This is a genomic window from Bacillus sp. FSL W7-1346 (genome assembly GCF_038593335.1).
GTDB classification, from domain to species: domain Bacteria; phylum Bacillota; class Bacilli; order Bacillales; family Bacillaceae; genus Bacillus; species Bacillus altitudinis.
The window spans coordinates 1,906,640-1,925,067 of sequence record NZ_CP151988.1 but is presented as its reverse complement, the minus strand read 5'-3'; the positions used below and the strand labels follow the sequence as shown (position 1 = coordinate 1,925,067).

Below are 18,428 nucleotides of genomic sequence, written 5' to 3'. Positions count from 1 at the left end.
CCTTGATATGGTGCGGAATTGAGCCATTTAGTGGGCTGATTTACCAATGGAGAGAGATGTTTCATGTAAAGGAACTGTAATCTAAAACATATCGTTTTGTTATTGAAATGACATTTACATATGTTACGATAGCACTCGTTAGCCGCCATAAAAAGCTAACAAGGGAGGATTTACTTTATGAAGAAGACTATTATGTCCTTGGTTGCTGTTGCAGCAATCTCAACAACAGCATTAGGAGCACAGCAAGCTTCTGCAAAGGAAATCACTGTACAGAAAGGTGATACACTTTGGGGAATCTCTCAAAAAAATGATGTGTCTCTAAAGGACCTAAAGGGTTGGAACAATTTATCTACAGACATGATCTATGTAGGAGATAAATTGACAATCTCTTCAAAAGAGAAAACTCAGGAGCAGTACAAAGTCCAGAAGGGGGACAGCCTCTGGAAAATCGCTCAAAAATTCAATGTGTCAATTAGCGATATTAAGTCTTGGAATAACTTAAACTCAGATATAATTATGATTGGTTCAACACTAAGTGTTGCTGGTCAAAGCTCAGCTCCGGTAAGCTCAGAACCTGTTCAAAAACAGGCACCTGTCCAAAAAGAGCAAACAACGAAAAAAGCTGCTCCTAAAAAGGAAACAGCTAAAGCAGAATCATCTTCTGCTAGTCAAAGTGTTCAAAAAGAAATGACTGTAACGGCTACGGCTTATACAGCAAATGATGGTGGCATCTCAGGTATCACTGCAACAGGGGTAAACTTAAACAAAAACCCAAATGCAAAAGTAATCGCAGTAGATCCTAATGTCATTCCATTAGGAAGTAAGGTTTATGTTGAAGGCTACGGTGAAGCCATCGCAGCAGATACTGGCGGCGCAATTAAAGGTAACAAAATTGATGTACACGTACCAAGCAAATCCCAAGCTAAAAATTGGGGCGTAAAATCAGTCAAAGTGAAAGTACTTAACTAGTAGTCTATTGTTTTTGGAAGAAAGCATCAGGTGGCGGCCTGATGCTTTTATTATACCTTTTTTTGGGCAAAAATACACATATTTTTCTGAAAAATTCGCATTTTCGACAAAAACCAGCGTATAAGCCCATCTCAACGCTGGTTTTTGTGTCGTTAGCTGTCCACCCAATAAATTTCTCCGCTTTGCTCTTTCCAATTAATTTGGACATCAAAATGGTGTTTTTCATAAAAATGAATCAGGCGGTCCACATGATTCCAATCTCTTTTGACGAGATCCCCAGTAATGACTGGAATGTTTTGCTCTCTTGCGATTTCTTTTAAATGCTTCATACAAATGGATCCATAGCCATTATCAGGCGGGCCTTTAATATCGGCAATGTGAATCTTTCCTTCTTCAGGATATTCCGCGATCAAGGAAAAATCAGATTGTCCGCGAAAAGCTTTTTCACAATCGCTTAACATGATTTTGCACGTATCTGCATTCTCAATTGCAGAGACGATCATCCATTCATCTTCCTTCGCTTGATCAATGCCAATAATCTTTGCTTTTTTTGAAATATCTTTTATATTTTCTTGCATTCGATACATTTGGAACTGCAACTGCTGTAATTCTTGCTCTAATGTCTTCACATCTTTTGTTGTTTCCTGTAAGATTGACAAGTCTATTGCTCCTTTCATAGAAGAGTTGATAAAAACCACACAAATTCCCATTCTAAAGGAAGTGTGTGGATCTTTCAAGCCGCTAGAAGGCAGGCAATCGGCAAGTTTGTCTAAAATTCGACGAAGACAGCGAATTCATTGACTTTAGAGAGAAAGTTAAATAACATACTCTTAGTCGGAACTAATAAAGAGAGGTTTTCAAACATGAACGAACAGAATCAAAAACCGAAAAATTTCACCGGCATTGTTGTCTTTTTAACAATTGCCATAAACGGCTTAATTGCTTTATTATTTTTCATGCCAAAAACAGATAAATTTAGTCATCTGGATATTACATTTCTGCCGTTACTGAATGCCGTGATGAACAGTTTTACGTTTATCTTTTTACTTTCAGCGCTCATTATGATTAAACAAAAGAACATTAAAGCCCATAGACGATTTATCTTTGCGGCTTTTTCAACCACACTTGTCTTTTTAATTTCGTATGTGACGTATCATTCAATGGCAGCTGATACACACTTTGGGGGAGAAGGAATCATTCGTCCGATTTACTTCTTTATTCTCATCACACATATCGTCTTATCTGCCGTCATTGTACCGCTTGCACTGATCACTCTCTTTAGAGGCGCACAAATGCAAGTCGAACGTCATCGTAAAATTGCCAGATGGACCATGCCTCTTTGGCTCTATGTCAGTCTAACAGGTGTCATCGTATATATTATGATTTCTCCATATTACAGCTAACGTATGTCCATCTGGACATACGTTCTTTTATTTACAAGATGAAGTGCTTTGGATAAAATGGGAATTGGGTATCCGACTTGCACGGTATCTTCCCACCTATAGAATCACATCATGTCTGGCCGTTTGCTCGTTTGGAGAACACAATTGAACGAAACGGGGGTTATATGATGACTGAACAATTGCAGTACAAACCGGGGCTTGAAGACATTGTGGCAAGCGAAACGTCAATTTCGTTCCTAGATGTCCAGCAAGAAGAAATTGTGATTCGCGGTTATGACCTCATCGAGCTGGCACAAAGCAAGACGTACTTAGAAACAGCCTATCTGCTCATTTATGGAAGATTACCAGATGCAATGGAATATCACCAATTTCAGCAAGATATTTCCTCACAAACAAGCTTACATCCAACCATTCAAACCATTTTGACAAAACTGCCAAAAACCACTCACCCAATGGATGCCATGAGAACGTGTTTATCTGCTCTTGCAGGGTACGATGAACAACTGAATGATCGATCAGAAGCATGCCAACAAGCGCGTGCTGTTCGATTACTTGGCCAGCTGCCAGCGATTGTTGCGGGAAGCTATCATATTCTCACACAAGACACCACACCTACTCCAGACCAGACCAAATCCTACACTGAAAACTTTCTAGCGATGTTAACAGGCCGCACTCCGGCACAAGACGAAATCAAAGCATTTGACCAAACGCTCACGCTTTATAGTGAGCATGAGCTGCCGAATTCAACATTTGCAGCAAGAGTCATTGCATCTACTCATTCTGACATGTATGGTGCTTTTACTGGAGCGATTTCTTCATTAAAAGGTGACTTACACGGAGGCGCAAACGAAGCAGTCATGCACATGCTGCTCGAAGGCAAAACAACAGAAGGTTTCCTTGCGCTCATCGAACGTAAATTAGCCGCAAAAGAAAAAATGATGGGTTTTGGACACCGGGTATACATGAGAAAAATGGACCCAAGAGCGGCACTTTTAAAACGATCGTTGAAAACGCTTACCGAATCAAAAGGAGACACGACGCTTTATGACATGTGCGTCGCAGGCGAGGCATACATGAAAGAAAAGAAAAACCTCTATCCAAACCTTGATTATTACGCAGCACCTATTTATTACGTGCTCGGCATTCCTATTTCACTTTATACACCGATTTTTTTTGCTGCGAGAGCAAGCGGATTAGCAGCGCATGTCATCGAGCAGCATTCACACAATCGGATTTTTAGACCGAGAGTAAGGTATTTAGGACCAAGAGGATTAAAAGTCTCAAATGATGATGGAAAAACGGGGGAATGAAGATGAATAAAACAGCAGTAGCCAATCAAACAGATCAACTATTAGAAGATATCGCAGCTTATGCCGTGGATGGAGAAATTACGAGCAAAGAGGCCATTGAAACAGCTCGGTATGTACTCATGGATACACTAGGCTGCGGAATGCTGGCGCTCAACTTTCCAGAATGCACGAAGCATCTTGGACCCATCGTACCTGGAACTGTTGTCCCTAACGGAGCAAGAGTGCCCGGCACTTCATTTGTATTAGATCCTGTTCAAGCGGCTTTTGATATTGGCTGTATGATTCGCTGGTTAGATTATAATGACACGTGGCTTGCACAGGAGTGGGGCCATCCATCAGATAACCTGGGCGGGATATTGGCTATAAGCGATTATATCAGCAGAACACGCCTTGCAAACGGAGAAGAGCCGCTAACGATGAATGACGTACTGCATGCGATTGTAAAGGCACATGAAATACAAGGTGTGCTTGCTTTAGAAAATTGTTTGAATCGAAATGGCTTGGATCATGTTCTTTTTGTCAAGGTGGCATCAAGTGCAGTCGTTTGTGCAATGCTTGGCGGAACGAAAGAAGATGTGCAGCATGTGTTATCACAAGCATTTGTGGATAATTCACCGCTTAGAACGTACCGGCATGCCCCAAACACAGGATCAAGGAAATCGTGGGCAGCAGGGGATGCCACAAGCCGTGCGGTGAGACTAGCGATGATGACATTGAAAGGAGAAATGGGCTATCAAACGCCCCTCAGTGCAGAAAAGTGGGGATTTGAAGACGTGTTAATGAAAGGAAAACCACTCACACTTGCCCAGCCGCTCGGGTCATATGTGATCGAAAATGTACTCTTTAAAATTGCTTATCCAGCAGAATTTCATGCGCAAACTGCCGCTGAGGCCGCTGTCATTCTACATGACGCGGTAAAAGACCGTTTAGATGAGATTGACAGAATTGAGATTACGACACATGAATCAGCCATTCGAATTATTGATAAAAAAGGACCGCTTTACAACCCGGCAGACCGTGATCATTGTTTGCAGTATATTACGGCCATTGGGTTAATCTATGGTGAGCTGACCGCTGATCATTATGAAGAAGAAACGGCGCAGAATCCGCTCATTGACCGTTTGCGTGATCAAATGATCGTCAAAGAAGATAAACAGTATACAGAAGACTATTTAGATCCGAAAAAGAGATCAATTGCAAACTGTGTTCAAATCTTCTTTAAAGACGGAACGATGACAGATCGAATCGAAATTGAATATCCGCTTGGTCATCGCAGAAGAAGGCAGGAAGGGATCCCGTTGCTTGAAAAGAAATGGGTATATCATTTGAAAACGAGATTTCCACAAAAACAAGTCGATCAAATTGTTTCACTTTGCCAAAATCCCAATCAATTAAAAACAACGACAGTACCAGCATTTATGGACTTATTTGTCATATAAGGGGGAGCTAGTGTGTGGATCGTGAATGATGAAGTAAATCAAGCTGACTTAGCCGCAGCTTTTAAAGAGCAAATGCACAAATCCGCTTTATTTCAAATTCCAGGCGTTCACGATGGAATGTCTGCGCTCTATGCGAGGAAAATGGGATTTCAAGGGCTTTATTTATCGGGTGCCGCTTTTTGCGCAAGCAAAGGGCTTCCTGACCTCGGTATGATTCATTCCACTGAAATGGCAGAAAAGGCAAAGGAAATCATTCGAGCTTCTCAGCTGCCTCTTTTAGTTGATATGGATACTGGCTATGGCGGGGTATTAAATGCAGCCAGGGCAGCAAAAGAAATGGTGGAGAGCAAGGTAGCGGCTGTTCAAATTGAAGATCAACAAATGCCGAAGAAATGCGGACATTTAAACGGAAAATCACTCGTTTCTGTAGAAGACATGATGGCGAAAATCAAAGCGGTCAAACAAGCGGCTCCTACACTTCTCGTCATCGCAAGAACGGATGCCAAGTCAGTAAACGGGATGGAGGATGTCATTCACCGGGCGAATCTCTACCTAGAAGCAGGAGCAGATGCCATTTTTCCTGAAGCGCTGATCACAGCAGAAGATTTCACGTATGCTTCAAATAATATAAAAGGGCCGCTTCTTGCAAACATGACAGAGTTTGGAAAAACACCTTATTATCATGCAGACGAATTTTCTATGTTTGGCTTTCAAATGGTGATTTATCCAGTGTCATCCTTGAGAGTTGCTGCAAAAGCGTATGAGCGTTTATTTACAGAGATTAAAGAAAAGGGGACGCAGCAGGGAATGCTGGAGGACATGCAAACGAGAAAAGAGCTATATGAAACGATTCATTATGATGAATATGAAGAAATGGATCAGCATTTAGCCAAAACGATCCTGCCGGAAATCGGGAAAGAGCATTCATAAGATGAAAAGAAGACAAAGGGCTAAAATAAAATTCATTTTAGCCCTTTGTCAACAATTTGAAGCACTTCCGTTTAGGAAGTGCTTTTTTTTACGATGATGGTGTGGATGATGAAGCCAATTTCATCTTTTCTTCAACTGTTTTCGTTTTTTCTTTTACTTTTTCAGCATAAGTGAAATCACCGTAGCAATACGGATAGCGGAAGTTATCTTTGTCGCCCCCGCATGTATAGACTTCAGGGTTTCGCTTCACTTGCTTTTTGGAGTATTGCTTTGCCAATTTTTCGGAATGTTTTCCCCCGTTTTTTGCAACAAAATCAATATAGCCGATTCCCATGTTATAGCTTTGAATAATGGTTTCCAAATCAACGCCTTTTTTCTTCCCATGCTTGTACATGGTTGAAAAATGATGGACTCCTTGTTTAATGCTTTTCTGAGGGTCATTGATTTCATTTCGTTTCAAACCAAGAGATTCAGAGGACTGCATTGGATCTCCGCCTCTGCCTTTTGATTCTTGATACATCATACCGAGAATTAACGCGGTATATTGATCTAAATCTTGATCTCTTAACTCTGTTTCTACAAGCGGTTTGTAATCATCCAATCTCGACAAAACAATTGATTCCGTATCAATCGGCAGCTTTTTTAACTCCTTTTGATTAAAGGAAATGACAATGGCCGCTAATACGCAAACAAACAGAAAAATCGTGAAACAGCCTGAAATGGCAAAACATCCTGTTTTTTTCTTTTTCAAGGTCAGTTCACCCCTGTTTTGCCCCGCTTTTAAAAGGGAAGTACAGCCTTTATATTATGCCATATCCTGCACAGGATACCAAGTGAAAACCTTATATTCAATCATAGCCAAACGTAAATTCTGTTCTTGTTTTCAGTCTATAGCAGAAATAAACAAAACCGATCATGAGCCACACCATGCCGATGATTAATGCATTTGTACTGATGCTTGTTAAGAGCCAAATACAAAAAGCCGTTCCGCAAAGAGGGATGATGGCATACCTCAGTGTGTTTAATACACCTCTTTGTTTTTGTTTGATGAAATAGTAAGCGAAAACAGACAAGTTAACAAACGTAAATCCAATTAATGCCCCGAAGCTGATAAACGAGTAAATGACCTCAAGCTCACCAACAACTGCGGTTAACGAGAAAACACCAATTAATAAAATATTAAATACAGGCGTTTTCAATGTTGGGTGAATATAACCGAAGAAACGCTTTGGTAATGATTGATCTCTTCCCATCGCATACAAGAGTCTTGCGGCACTCGCATGTGATGATAGGGAGGAAGAGATGACAGCGACCATGGTGCCGGCTAAAAAGAATGAGTGGAGAAACGCGCCGCCCACAAATTCCGCAATTTCAAGTGATGCCGCATCTGGATGCTTGAACTGTTGAAAATTTGGAAACACCTGCTGTAAAAAATAAGAGGTGAGGGTAAACAGCACACCTCCAATGGCGACCGTTAAAAATATGGCGAGAGGAATCGTTCTTTTTGGCTTAATTGTTTCCTCAGACATAGTCGAAATCGCATCAAATCCTAGAAAAGAAAAACATAAAATCGTCGCGCCGGAAAAAATAAGGGCGGGATCTAAGCTTGCTGAATAAAACGGGCGGGTTGACAGTATCTCTCCCGTGCCTGCATGCTGCGTGAGCCCATAAATAATAAACCCAACAAATGTAACAGCGACAATCACCTGAAAGGTCACAAATAGCGCTGTAATGTTGGCTGTAAGACGTATACCGATTACATTGACAGTCGTTATGGCGATAGCAAGTATGATGATCCAAATGTAATGAGGTACATCAGGAAAGGCTGCGGTTAAATATGCACTTCCGATTGCAAAATTCACCATAGGCAAAAATAAATAGTCCAGCAATAGTGTCCAGCCTACAAGGAAGCCGACGTGAGGATGAATACTTTTTTGCGCGTATGTATATGCAGATCCTGCTTTTGGAAAAGCCTTCACCATATTCCCATAGCTAAGCGCTGTCAATAGTAATGCCAGTAAAGTAAAGATATAAGCTGCAGCAACGTGTCCTTTCGTCAGCTGAGCAACAATGCCGTATGAATCAAATACGACAAGTGGGTCCATATAAGCAAGCCCGATCACAACAAGCGGAAAAACAGTCAGGCTGCGTTTTAGTCTTGGCTCTTCAGTCAATTTGCCTATCAGCTCCTCTAAAAAAATGTATAAATAATGCTCATTTTAAAAAGAATGCTACCACGTGTCAATGCTATTTGAATAAATCTTTTTTCAAAAGGTGTGGAAGCTTTGCATGCTACACGTTTTGGTATATGATGATACATAGAATAAGTCGTGAGTTGACTGACAAGAAAGGTGAAGCGAAATGAAGGAAGAACTGAATACAAATCAAGAACAGGAACGGATGGAGCTGGACGAAGAAAGTCTATTTCTTGTCTCCCAAACATTTAAAGCCTTATCTGATCCGACGCGTATTCGTATTCTGCATTTGCTGTCTCAAGGTGAACATTCAGTAAATGATATAGCAGAAACACTAAACCTTATGCAATCAACCGTATCTCATCAGCTGCGCTTTTTAAAAAATCTTCGTCTCGTGAAATCTAGACGAGCAGGGACCTCGATTTTTTACAGTCCTGAAGATCAGCATGTGATGGAAGTGCTTGAACAAATGATACACCATGCACAGCATGATTGAGAAAAAACCTTCCTACTTTTATATAGGAAGGTTTTTTATGCATGATGTACTTGGGTTGATCGTTTATTTGCTTTCATCATTTGATAAGAAAACACAATATAGTAAGCCGCTAGAAGGAAAAAGCTGAGTATTGTCAGCGCATCATCGCTGACAATATGCTGATACAATTCAACGATATCCATTTTGGTGATCGCATGTGTTGTCAGATTGACCGATTTAAATGCAAGCCTAGATAAAAACAAACATAAAATAAAGCTTTCAATCCATTTACTTGTTTTCATATACAGCCGGCCATTTTCTAATTTCATCTGAATCGTCTGATAGGCGTGGATGGCGAGACTGCTCCCGAAGATCATGCCAATGACGGCATAGATAAAAATACTGTGATTTTGCCATCCTTCTGATAAGAGAATAAGGGCAGTCAGACTAAATACATACATTCTCATGAAAAGATTTACCGGGCGCACAAGCTGATAGCGTCTCATTCGATTCATTCGAATGATGATCCAGACGAGCATGACGATCCCGATCATGAACAACTGCCATACGTGATGTGTCATGATGCAACCTCCTCCTGCACAGGCAGGGATGTAAACGAATGCTGGCTGTTACTTATCATTACCATTCTTTCTTTTTTTATCAAATCAAAACCTATATTTATGAAAAAGAGGAAAAGTCATGAAAATCGATCGCATTTTGTCCATTGTGATGATACTGATTAGCAAACGGCAAGTACAGGCGAAAGACCTCGCTGAACTACATGAAGTGAGCGTAAGAACCATATACCGTGACATTGATACGATTAATCAAGCGGGGATTCCAGTTGTCACAAAACAAGGCGCAGGGGGTGGAATTTCACTCGTTGACGACTATCGTCTAGAGAAAAAATTATTCACTGATGATGATATTGAACTGATTTTAACAGCTCTTGAAAGCATTACGAGTGCATACACCTTTAAAGAAAGTGAACATGTACTAAAGAAAATGAAATCCCTGATCCCGCCTCAAAATGAGAAACAGCAACATGTCTTTATTGATTTAAGCTCTTGGGGGAAAGACAGCTACTTAGAAAAGAAGCTCCAGCTCATTCATACCGCTGCCTCAGCGCATCAATATATCCAGTTCACCTATCGCAATGCAAAAGGCGAAGCACTTCCTAGAAAAGTAGAGCCTTATACACTTGTCTTAAAAGGAAGACACTGGTATTTGTATGCGTATTGCTGCGTGAAAAAAGCGTTTCGTCTGTTTAAACTCAAAAGAATGTCAGACCTTATCACGCATTCAGTATCTTTTCTTCCTAAACGAATAAAAAATGAAGACAAGCCTTGGAATGATTCTTGGCATGAAGAACCTTCCGTCAGTACACTAACGCTCAGGTTGACTCAAGATTTTGTTGGTAAAGTGAAGGAATGGATAGATGAAAATGAATTCACCGTATGTGCAGATGGTACGTATCTTGCCACAATCACTTTGCCTCAGGATGATTGGTTATATAGCTTTCTTTTTTATTTAGGGCCAGATGTCGAGATTGTCTCTCCGCTATCCGTTCGGGAAGCATTTGATCTAAAGTTGAAACAATTTCAAAAACCAAAAGGAACTTGACACAATGTTGTCAGGTTTCTTTTTATATGATGGAAAAAAAGGAGATGAGAATGTATGTACGATATCGTGATTTTACAGAAACAATGGATCAAGGGATTATCTGTTCGAACAACAAATGAAATGGAGCAAACAAACGAGCGGAAGATTGCACCGCTTTGGCAGCAATTTTTCACGCAGCAGCTCGACGGAGGCCATGCGCCAGTCATAGGGCTGTATTCAGATTATGAAAAGGATGAAAATGGCGCTTATTTGTTCACAGCGGGGCAATTGGTTGACCAGCAGCTAGCACAAGATGCAAAAGAGATTCCAGGCTCTACCTACGCAAGATTTCAAACGAGAAAGGGCCCGATTGAAGAGGTTGTGTTTGAAACATGGCAGCAGATTTGGAGTTGGGATCAGCGTTATTTGCGAACATATACTGGCGATTTTGAATGGTACGACGAACGATCAATTGATCCAAAAGAAGCGCAAGTTGATATTTATATTGCAGTCGATGAAAAAATAGTTGCTAAAACTAATACTATTAGTTAATATAAAACTAACGACATTAGTTTTAGGGGGAAACAAGATGAGATTGACAACATTTGACCGTTTGCACCAGCTTACACTCATGCCACGTATTTTTCCGGTAAATTGTTATGTATTTGAGGAAGAGAATGAACTCATCTTAATTGATGCAGCTTTGAAAATGGCAGCAAGCTCGATAATTGAATTTGCACATCAATTAAACAAACCCATTAACAAAATTATTCTGACTCATAGTCATATGGATCATATTGGCGCACTAGATGAAGTGAAAAAGGCTTTTCCAGAGGCAGTTGTTTATTTATCGAAACGAGATGCTCGCCTGTTTGCTGGCGATTTCTCTTTACTTCCTGGTGAACCGAAGAAAAAAGTCAAAGGCAGTTTTTCAAAAGACATTCTCACAAAACCAGACGTGCTTGTTGAAGAAGGGGACGAGATTGGGTCACTGAAAGTCATTGCCACACCAGGACATACACCAGGAAGCATCTCTTTATACGATGAAAAGTCAGGGGTTGTCATTGCGGGTGATGCAGTTGTGACAAAAGGCGGTTTATTTGTAACGGGTGAGTTTCGCTTCACCTTCCCATTCCCGGCTTTTGCCACTTGGGATGCAGAAACAGCACTAAAAAGCGCTGAAAAATTACTGGCACTTCGCTTGTCTTGTCTCGCAGCAGGACATGGTGATCTTATCATAGAGCCTGAGGCAAAGCTCAGAGCTGCTATCGAAAAAAGGAAGCATCAGCTACAAAAGGGAGGACAGTAAGCCATGTCTCCAAGAATGGGTATCACACAAGAAAAAATTGTTGAATCTGCCATCGAATTTGTCGATGAGGAGGGCTTTTCCGCTTTGACCATTGCTACATTGTCCAAACGGCTTAACATCAGACCACCATCTCTTTACAACCATATATCCGGTCTTCATGAAATACAGGCAGCTCTTGCTGTTAAGGGGCTGACAATGCTTTGTGAGGCCGGCAAACAAGTTACAGCGGGGCTGGAAAAAGAAGACGCTGTTTTAGCATTTGCAAGACAATATGTTCAATTTGTTCGTCAGCATCCCGGCCTTTATGAGGCTGCTTTTTCACATATGAATGAAAAAGAAGTCAGTGTGGCTGCAGAGAATCTTGCTGATTTTGTCCAATCCATCATGTCTCGTTTTGGTGTAAAAGAAGAGGACATGACGCATGTCGTCAGAGGGCTTAGAAGCTTACTGCACGGCTTTGGAGATATTTCAAACAAAAAAGGATTTCAACGGAAAGAGCAGCTTGAAGATAGTGTGAGCTATGCGGTCCGTCTTTATATTGCAGGCATCAAAGAGCAAGAAGATCTGTCTCATTGACAGGTCTTTTTTATGTATCGAACCGACATGATGAAGGAGATGTAAACAAATCAAAACATTTTTTGGGCAAAAAACCAATAAAGATTTGACAGTTTTGTGAAACATGGTATGCTTATTATGTGAAATAATTCACATAGAGGAGTAGAGGCAGATGAAAAGAAAGCCTGTTTATGTGGAAACAACCATTCAAGCACCTATTGAAAAAGTATGGGAGTATACGCAAAATCCAAAGCTTCATGAACAATGGGATTTGCGATTTTCGACCATTTCATTAAATGGACCTAGTGATGAACAGCCCCAATCCTTTTTGTATGAGAAACACCTTGGATTTGGCATTAGTGTAACTGGGACAGGAGCGTATCGAACGAGCGTGAAGGATGAGCGTCATGAAAGAGCATCCTCACTTCAATTTAAATCATCACACCCTTTGTCTTTCATCAAAGAAGGCGGAGGGTATTGGAAATACATGAAAACGAATGATCACATTGTGTTTCAAACGCAATTTGATTATGAAACAAAGGAAGGAAAAGGGTGGAAATGGGCAGACCGGTTCTTTTTTCGGCCAATGATGGGGTTTATGACTGCCTTTAGCTTTGGCGCATTAAAGACGTGGCTTGAAAAGGGAACGCATCCCCGTTTGCTGCTAGAGAGAACACTTGCCCATTATGGCATTTGTTTGTTGTTTGCCATCGTCTGGTTATGTCAAGCGATCATTCCTTTTTCACCTTCTGCTTTTGATCATAGCACCGGATTTCGATTGTTTTATGCGCTATTAGGTGTATCATGGCTCATGCCTAAACTGCCAAAAAAATATATATTTATCCTTCAAAGCATTTTTCTGCTACTGATGCTTGGTATAGGGATTTTATCGCCAGAAACGACTCTGCACGAGCCGCTGGTGCTGAGTGCATTTTTCATTTTATCCGTTGCAGGAATGATCAATTTAAAAGATTGTGTAGATGTGTTTTCAATCAAACGAAAAAGGGGAGGTAGACATGGTCGTTCATCATCATCAAGTAAAGGACTACGATAAGCTGCATCCAACATTAAAAGAACGTTATAACCGCGCGTTTACGGCCGAAGGCATCATGGAGGAAATAGGAGGCGGGACAAAGCTCATCCGATTGTTATTCAAAATCGGTCCATTGTTTCGCTGTTTTTTTCCTGAAAGAGGGCGAAATATTCCCTTCCAAATTGAGAACAAGTCTTTTACGACAAGTAAGGGAGAAGAAGGGATGCACTGGTTTCGAACGTTCTATTTTCCTGACAAGGAAAGACATTTTGATGCAGATATGATCATTGATCAGAAGAGCCATCAAGTACTAGACTACTTTGGAAAACCTAGGCTTCTTGTGTCAGAGCTTCATTTTACAGTCACGGAAAAAGGATTCTTGCACATTCAATCAGGTAAGCAAAAGTTTTTGCTGTTTGGGCGGGAGTGGCCACTGCCTTCTTGGCTTTATGGTGAATCTGATGTAACAGAAGGGTACGATGAGCATGCAGGTGAGTATACGATTGATGTTCAAGTGAAAAATCGCCTTTTTGGCACTCTTTTTACTTATAAGGGCCGGTTTACGGAAAGGGTGTCACCTCATGAATAAATGGCATTTGATGTGTAGCATCATGTTGATGGCTTGCTTTCTCGTTACACGTTTGACGACAGCTCCCATACCAGAATTTTTTGTTTTGATTGCGATTTTATTTTTTCTTCCCGCTTTCTTACACTTTTTTTATCAGGAAGAGAAGAAACGGCAGCAGAAGGGGCTGATCGGCTTCATAATGAAAGCCTTTCCAGTAGCAGCTCTATGTGCAACAGGCGCATTCATCTATCATTCTCTCTGGCTTGCATTGGGATGGCTTTTCTTTACAATGATTCTGGCTTTATTTGGTTTCACCCGTTTGCTGAAAAGAGGAGCCCATCCGCTTCATGAGCTGATGATCGATGGCGCATGTATGTATATCGCTCTAGGTGGGCTTTGGTTCTGGCTGTACATAGCAGATATACAAGTGATGACATTTTCACCGATGATTGTTCTTTTGACCGCTATTCATTTTCATTATTCGGCTTTTTTTATCCCAATCTTTTATGGATTATTGGGGAGGCAGCGCAAAAAAGAGACGACGCTATACAAAGTGGGTGGCTGGGTTATTTTACTGTCGCCAGTGATGATTGCTGTGGGAATCAGCTATTCTCGCCTGTTTGATACGTTCAGCGTCGTTCTTTATGTGATCGCACTTTATTTGTATGGAATTTTATGTATGACAACTTCTTTTCGTTCAACTGTCGCAAAAGGGTTCGTTGTGTTTTCTAGCATCATGTTAATGGGAACCATTGTCCTATCATTCCTTTATTCTGCCGGAATGCTTTTACATGTTACCTACATCAGCATGGATCAAATGATTTGGTTTCATGGCAGTATCAATGCAAGTTTGGTTATTTTACCAGGCCTCATTGGATGGTTGATTGAAAGACCAGCTGATCGATTGAAACAGAAGGATTTTCCGGTATCGAGAGTTCACGGTCGTTTTCAGGTCATGTCTTTTCAACAAGACGACATGCAGCATGATGAGAAGATTGGTTTAGTCGATTCTCTTGACCAATTAAATGGAAAGGCATTTTCAGCAGAGAGTGTGTCACCTGTTATTCGCAGATTTTATGAGGACCCGATGTCCTTTACGTTAAAAGCAGCCGTCTGTTTTCATTGGTGGGTAAGGCCGTTTGTCTTTTTGCTTCAACCTGTTTTTAGACAAATAGGACAGCTCTATTTAGGGTCATCACGAATGCCATATGAAATGCCGGGGAGTCTTTCAAGATTTCAACATCCTCTTGAAGAAAGGAAGAATGTACGTGTGTGGATCAGGCGCAATGAGAAAGGCGAGCAAGTCTTTTATGCGCTCTATGCCCAGCACCATGATGAAGAGACAGTCTATATGAATATTGCTTTGCCGCTTCCTTTTTCACAGCTTACGGCAATTTTAAAACCTTTGAATGAAAAGGAAGATTTTCTATTAAAAAGTAAAAGTCCAAATGGCAGTACGGGTGATGAAGGATTGTATTTGCATACGTCTTTCATCACCATGAAACTGCCAATGGAAGAAAGCTTTCATATGAAACCGGAGACGGAAAAAAGTCTCACAGCAATTCATCAAATGAAGCTATTCGGTATTCCTTTTTTAACGATTCAGTATCAAATCGACAGTGAAAGCCACTCATCTTAATCAATGATGTCGCATGGTTCACCGTGACGAATGATGTTCACAATCGCTTGCCCATCACTCGGATGATGATCTGCATACTGTACTGGCAGTAAAGCAAAAAATACATAGTAGACTGAGAAGTAAGCAAATTGATAGAAAAATTGATGTTCTGGCAGGAAATCGTTGGCGATCATTGTGTTCAATATAAGAACACTGAGCAGGTTGCATAATGATCCGCCTAAGTAGACAAGAATGTGTGAGAAACGGTTATTTCTCCTCATTTCTTCATAGTGGCAAAATGCATCAAGAAAATAGATTCTTCTAATTTCAACGACGCCTATTTTCAATACTTTTTTGCCTCGGCCAAGCGCAAACGAAACCTTTGCTCCAAACAGCCAGGCGACTACAATATGGCCCAGCTGATGCAAGATGGCAACGATAGGAAGAATGACGAAAAACGACCAGCAAAACGTCCACATATCTGATAATGTAAACAAGTGTTAACCCTCCCTGAAATATTCGAGAGGAAGCAGTAGGATTATTTGCCATTTTACCGAATTCATTTTCATGATGCAAACATTTAATAGACTACTATAAAATGATTATGTAAACTAAAAAGGATTTTCAATCAATAGGCTTTTTAACCCTTTCTTTTAGAAGAGTAGGGTGTGCTACAATTAAGAAATTAGTGGAAAACAAGTGGTCATCTAGCAGAAGAAAAATGTGACCTTTTTTATGAAAGATTGAAAGGGAGAGAGATTCTAATGGCAGATATTGAACAGTTTTTAGCGTTAGACATTCGTGTTGGGACGATAGTAGAAGCAGAGTTCTTTGCAGAAGCGAGAGTGCCTGCTTTCAAGCTGAAGATTGACTTTGGGGATGAGATTGGCATAAAACAATCTAGTGCACAGCTGACAAAACGATATCAGGCTGAGAATCTCACTGGGAAACAAATTATTGCAGTGGTCAATTTCCCGCCAAGAAGAATTGCCGGGTTTAAATCAGAGGTGCTTGTCTTAGGAGGCATGCCGTCAAAAGAAGACGTTGTCCTGCTTGCCACAGATGAGCCGGTTGAAAATGGCACCAAAATAGGGTAAGAAAAAAGACATCTTCATCAGAAGATGTCTTTTGCGTATTGAGGCGGAATAACCACACGCCACATTCGTGTGTGTCTCAAAGAGACGTGTTACCCGACTTACACAATTCAGCTCATCGCTTGATTAATATAGCATGGGATTGGTATGAATGCAACCATTATTTGAGTTCTCTTTGTTTTTGGAAGATAAAAAGAAGGTTCATCTCCTCATATCATAGAAAAAATGACAAGAAATCAATTATTTGGATTATTTTTTCAAAAAATATTGAAAAGTCAGATCATATTTTATAAAATGAATTCATCTTAGTTTGTTTAATCGATAAACTAAGATGGCGATCATCTATTGTTTAAAGCACATGATTTGCTGCTATGTGGGCTAAGCTGAAAGAAAGAGCTGTTCAGCTTCATTTTTACAACGAATTGAAAGCGCTTTATTTTTGACCTATTGATTGCTGCTGCCCTGCACCATCTGTCCGTTAGAAGAGGCTAAGTGAAGAAGGGAGAAAACTCATGGTGAGTGAGAATTTAAAGAAGATTCGTATGTCTGAAAAAGTGGGGTATGCTTCAGGAGATTTCGCATGTAATTTAATTTATGCAACTGTCTCTACGTATCTATTATTTTTTTATACGGATGTGTATGGATTATCAGCAGCAGCAGCAGGGACGATGTTTTTGGTGGTTCGGGCCATTGATGCGCTTGCAGATCCGTTTATTGGGGCGATGGTTGACCGAACGAACAGCCGTTTTGGCCGGTTTAGACCTTATTTGTTATTTGGTGCGTTACCTTTTGCCGTTCTTGCTATTCTTTGTTTTACGACACCGGATTTTTCCGAAATGGGAAAACTCATTTATGCGTACATCACGTATGTTGGTTTATCGCTTACATACACGTTCATCAATGTTCCTTATGGTGCTTTAACTTCCGCAATGACAAGAAATAACCAAGAGGTCGTCAGTATTACGTCTGTTCGTATGCTTTTTGCAAATCTCGGTGGTTTAGTTGTTGCTTTTTTTGTTCCGTTTCTTGCGACGTTTTTGAGTGATACAACAGGAAATACAGCACTTGGCTGGCAGATCACGATGGCATTTCTCGGCGTACTTGGGGGCGGATTACTGATTTTCTGTTTTAAAAGTACGAATGAGCGCGTCACGCTTCAAAAGCCAGAGGAAAAGATCAAGTTCAGTGATCTCTTTGTCCAGTTACGAGTGAATCGTCCGCTTGTTGTGTTAAGCATTTTCTTTATCATTATCTTTGGTGTGAACTCGATCAGCAACTCAGTCGGGATCTATTATGTGACGTATAACCTCGGCAGAGAAGATTTAGTGAAGTGGTACGGCCTGATTGGCAGTCTGCCAGCTTTAATGGTGTTGCCTTTTATACCTAAGCTGCACAAACTATTAGGAAAGAAAAAGCTGCTGAATTATTCATTATTGCTGAATATTGTAGGCCTTCTTGCCTTACTTGTGATCCCACCGAGTCAAATCACTTTAATACTTATTTTCAGGCTCGTTGCGGCTGCAGGGAGTATTACAGCAGGTGCTTACATGTGGGCACTCATTCCTGAAACCGTTGAATATGGCGAATATAAAACAGGGAAAAGAATGGGTGGACTGATTTACGCAGTGATTGGCTTCTTCTTTAAATTTGGGATGGCCTTAGGCGGCATCGTTCCAGGGCTTGTCCTTGACCGATTTGGTTATATTGCAAATCAAGTGCAAACACCAGAAGCTTTACTGGGCATTTTAATCACGACAACGGTGATTCCTGTATGCTTACTCATTTTAGCGATGGTTGATATTAATTTTTATAACCTAGATGAAGAAAAACATAAAAAAGTCATACGAGAGCTTGAGAATAGAGATAAGGTGTATATCGATCATATGGACGACTTTAAAATGTAGCTCTCTGAAAGAGGAGGAAGTTCA

20 protein-coding genes are annotated in these 18,428 nt (G+C 40.7%); 15 read left to right on the top strand and 5 right to left on the bottom strand.

Annotated elements, in window-relative coordinates; genetic code table 11:
• Positions 1-177 precede the first annotated feature (177 nt).
• Positions 178-969: a 3D domain-containing protein gene (locus tag NST09_RS09735; protein ID WP_007500712.1), complete on the top strand. Its 792-nt coding sequence runs from the start codon at positions 178-180 to the stop codon at positions 967-969.
• Positions 970-1,121: 152 nt separating this feature from the next.
• Here NST09_RS09735 and NST09_RS09730 read toward each other — a convergent pair whose 3' ends face one another.
• Positions 1,122-1,628 (bottom strand): GNAT family N-acetyltransferase, encoded by a 507-nt coding sequence (locus NST09_RS09730; protein WP_008346514.1) that lies wholly within the window; start codon positions 1,626-1,628, stop codon positions 1,122-1,124.
• Positions 1,629-1,832: 204 nt separating this feature from the next.
• Here NST09_RS09730 and NST09_RS09725 point away from each other — a divergent pair, with 204 nt between their 5' ends.
• The 4 genes from NST09_RS09725 (at position 1,833) to prpB (ending at position 6,051) form a co-directional block, all read left to right on the top strand.
• A complete protein-coding gene (locus tag NST09_RS09725; protein WP_008346516.1) occupies positions 1,833-2,372 on the top strand; it encodes a DUF420 domain-containing protein in 540 nt (179 codons plus the stop codon).
• A 167-nt stretch (positions 2,373-2,539) separates the two neighbouring features.
• Complete coding sequence (gene mmgD / locus NST09_RS09720) at positions 2,540-3,682, top strand: citrate synthase (protein ID WP_019743303.1); 1,143 nt, start codon at positions 2,540-2,542, stop codon at positions 3,680-3,682.
• A gap of 2 nt (positions 3,683-3,684) precedes the next feature.
• Entirely contained in the window at positions 3,685-5,121 is a 1,437-nt protein-coding gene (locus NST09_RS09715; protein ID WP_342492975.1) for a bifunctional 2-methylcitrate dehydratase/aconitate hydratase, read from the top strand.
• 12 nt (positions 5,122-5,133) lie between these two features.
• Positions 5,134-6,051 carry a methylisocitrate lyase gene (gene prpB, locus NST09_RS09710; protein ID WP_217815859.1) on the top strand — a complete coding sequence of 306 codons (918 nt, stop codon included), beginning with the start codon at positions 5,134-5,136 and terminating at the stop codon, positions 6,049-6,051.
• An 88-nt stretch (positions 6,052-6,139) separates the two neighbouring features.
• Here prpB and NST09_RS09705 read toward each other — a convergent pair whose 3' ends face one another.
• On the bottom strand, positions 6,140-6,802 hold the full coding sequence (locus NST09_RS09705; protein ID WP_017359484.1) for a lysozyme family protein: 663 nt from the start codon (positions 6,800-6,802) through the stop codon (positions 6,140-6,142).
• Between the two features lie 97 nt (positions 6,803-6,899).
• Entirely contained in the window at positions 6,900-8,225 is a 1,326-nt protein-coding gene (locus tag NST09_RS09700; protein WP_017359483.1) for an APC family permease, read from the bottom strand.
• 187 nt (positions 8,226-8,412) lie between these two features.
• Here NST09_RS09700 and czrA point away from each other — a divergent pair, with 187 nt between their 5' ends.
• A complete protein-coding gene (gene czrA, locus NST09_RS09695; protein WP_007500691.1) occupies positions 8,413-8,742 on the top strand; it encodes a Zn(II)-responsive metalloregulatory transcriptional repressor CzrA in 330 nt (109 codons plus the stop codon).
• Between the two features lie 35 nt (positions 8,743-8,777).
• On the opposite strand, the gene NST09_RS09690 is transcribed toward czrA, so the two are convergent.
• Complete coding sequence (locus NST09_RS09690; protein WP_025207492.1) at positions 8,778-9,302, bottom strand: hypothetical protein; 525 nt, start codon at positions 9,300-9,302, stop codon at positions 8,778-8,780.
• Between the two features lie 118 nt (positions 9,303-9,420).
• Between NST09_RS09690 and NST09_RS09685 the strand changes: the two genes are divergently transcribed.
• From NST09_RS09685 to NST09_RS09655, 7 genes are all read left to right on the top strand, one after another.
• The gene (locus NST09_RS09685) at positions 9,421-10,344 is read left to right on the top strand and encodes a YafY family protein (RefSeq protein WP_342492974.1); all 924 of its coding nucleotides are present in this window, start codon (positions 9,421-9,423) and stop codon (positions 10,342-10,344) included.
• Positions 10,345-10,398: 54 nt separating this feature from the next.
• The gene (locus NST09_RS09680) at positions 10,399-10,875 is read left to right on the top strand and encodes a GyrI-like domain-containing protein (protein ID WP_056704336.1); all 477 of its coding nucleotides are present in this window, start codon (positions 10,399-10,401) and stop codon (positions 10,873-10,875) included.
• Positions 10,876-10,912: 37 nt separating this feature from the next.
• Positions 10,913-11,632, top strand: coding sequence for an MBL fold metallo-hydrolase (locus NST09_RS09675; RefSeq protein ID WP_025207489.1), 720 nt, complete (start codon positions 10,913-10,915; stop codon positions 11,630-11,632).
• 3 nt (positions 11,633-11,635) lie between these two features.
• Entirely contained in the window at positions 11,636-12,208 is a 573-nt protein-coding gene (locus NST09_RS09670; RefSeq protein WP_008346533.1) for a TetR/AcrR family transcriptional regulator, read from the top strand.
• 151 nt (positions 12,209-12,359) lie between these two features.
• Positions 12,360-13,241, top strand: a complete 882-nt coding sequence (locus NST09_RS09665) for a hypothetical protein (RefSeq protein ID WP_007500684.1) — start codon at positions 12,360-12,362, stop codon at positions 13,239-13,241.
• Positions 13,204-13,809 (top strand): DUF4166 domain-containing protein, encoded by a 606-nt coding sequence (locus tag NST09_RS09660; protein WP_212338028.1) that lies wholly within the window; start codon positions 13,204-13,206, stop codon positions 13,807-13,809. Before NST09_RS09665 ends, NST09_RS09660 begins: the two co-directional genes overlap by 38 nt.
• Complete coding sequence (locus NST09_RS09655; RefSeq protein ID WP_342492973.1) at positions 13,802-15,427, top strand: YndJ family protein; 1,626 nt, start codon at positions 13,802-13,804, stop codon at positions 15,425-15,427. The genes NST09_RS09660 and NST09_RS09655 overlap by 8 nt, the downstream gene beginning before the upstream one ends.
• On the opposite strand, the gene NST09_RS09650 is transcribed toward NST09_RS09655, so the two are convergent.
• Positions 15,424-15,903: a hypothetical protein gene (locus tag NST09_RS09650; RefSeq protein ID WP_007500681.1), complete on the bottom strand. Its 480-nt coding sequence runs from the start codon at positions 15,901-15,903 to the stop codon at positions 15,424-15,426. The genes NST09_RS09655 and NST09_RS09650 overlap by 4 nt on opposite strands.
• Positions 15,904-16,170: 267 nt before the next feature.
• Between NST09_RS09650 and csaA the strand changes: the two genes are divergently transcribed.
• Together csaA and NST09_RS09640 are read left to right on the top strand one after the other, a co-directional pair.
• On the top strand, positions 16,171-16,503 hold the full coding sequence (gene csaA, locus NST09_RS09645) for a chaperone CsaA (protein WP_017367427.1): 333 nt from the start codon (positions 16,171-16,173) through the stop codon (positions 16,501-16,503).
• Positions 16,504-17,012: 509 nt separating this feature from the next.
• A complete protein-coding gene (locus NST09_RS09640; protein ID WP_007500679.1) occupies positions 17,013-18,404 on the top strand; it encodes an MFS transporter in 1,392 nt (463 codons plus the stop codon).
• The last annotated feature ends 24 nt before the right edge of the window (positions 18,405-18,428 follow it).

Excerpts from the sequence above, each read along its gene's own strand:
- NST09_RS09640 (WP_007500679.1), top strand. The coding sequence starts at position 17,013 with ATGGTGAGTGAGAATTTAAAGAAGATTCGTATGTCTGAAAAAGTGGGG.
- csaA (WP_017367427.1), top strand. The coding sequence starts at position 16,171 with ATGGCAGATATTGAACAGTTTTTAGCGTTAGACATTCGTGTTGGGACG.
- mmgD (WP_019743303.1), top strand. The coding sequence starts at position 2,540 with ATGACTGAACAATTGCAGTACAAACCGGGGCTTGAAGACATTGTGGCA.
- NST09_RS09715 (WP_342492975.1), top strand. The coding sequence starts at position 3,685 with ATGAATAAAACAGCAGTAGCCAATCAAACAGATCAACTATTAGAAGAT.
- NST09_RS09725 (WP_008346516.1), top strand. The coding sequence starts at position 1,833 with ATGAACGAACAGAATCAAAAACCGAAAAATTTCACCGGCATTGTTGTC.
- NST09_RS09680 (WP_056704336.1), top strand. The coding sequence starts at position 10,399 with ATGTACGATATCGTGATTTTACAGAAACAATGGATCAAGGGATTATCT.
- NST09_RS09685 (WP_342492974.1), top strand. The coding sequence starts at position 9,421 with ATGAAAATCGATCGCATTTTGTCCATTGTGATGATACTGATTAGCAAA.
- NST09_RS09655 (WP_342492973.1), top strand. The coding sequence starts at position 13,802 with ATGAATAAATGGCATTTGATGTGTAGCATCATGTTGATGGCTTGCTTT.
- NST09_RS09670 (WP_008346533.1), top strand. The coding sequence starts at position 11,636 with ATGTCTCCAAGAATGGGTATCACACAAGAAAAAATTGTTGAATCTGCC.
- NST09_RS09665 (WP_007500684.1), top strand. The coding sequence starts at position 12,360 with ATGAAAAGAAAGCCTGTTTATGTGGAAACAACCATTCAAGCACCTATT.
- NST09_RS09690 (WP_025207492.1), bottom strand. The coding sequence starts at position 9,302 with ATGACACATCACGTATGGCAGTTGTTCATGATCGGGATCGTCATGCTC.
- czrA (WP_007500691.1), top strand. The coding sequence starts at position 8,413 with ATGAAGGAAGAACTGAATACAAATCAAGAACAGGAACGGATGGAGCTG.
- NST09_RS09735 (WP_007500712.1), top strand. The coding sequence starts at position 178 with ATGAAGAAGACTATTATGTCCTTGGTTGCTGTTGCAGCAATCTCAACA.
- NST09_RS09660 (WP_212338028.1), top strand. The coding sequence starts at position 13,204 with ATGGTCGTTCATCATCATCAAGTAAAGGACTACGATAAGCTGCATCCA.
- NST09_RS09675 (WP_025207489.1), top strand. The coding sequence starts at position 10,913 with ATGAGATTGACAACATTTGACCGTTTGCACCAGCTTACACTCATGCCA.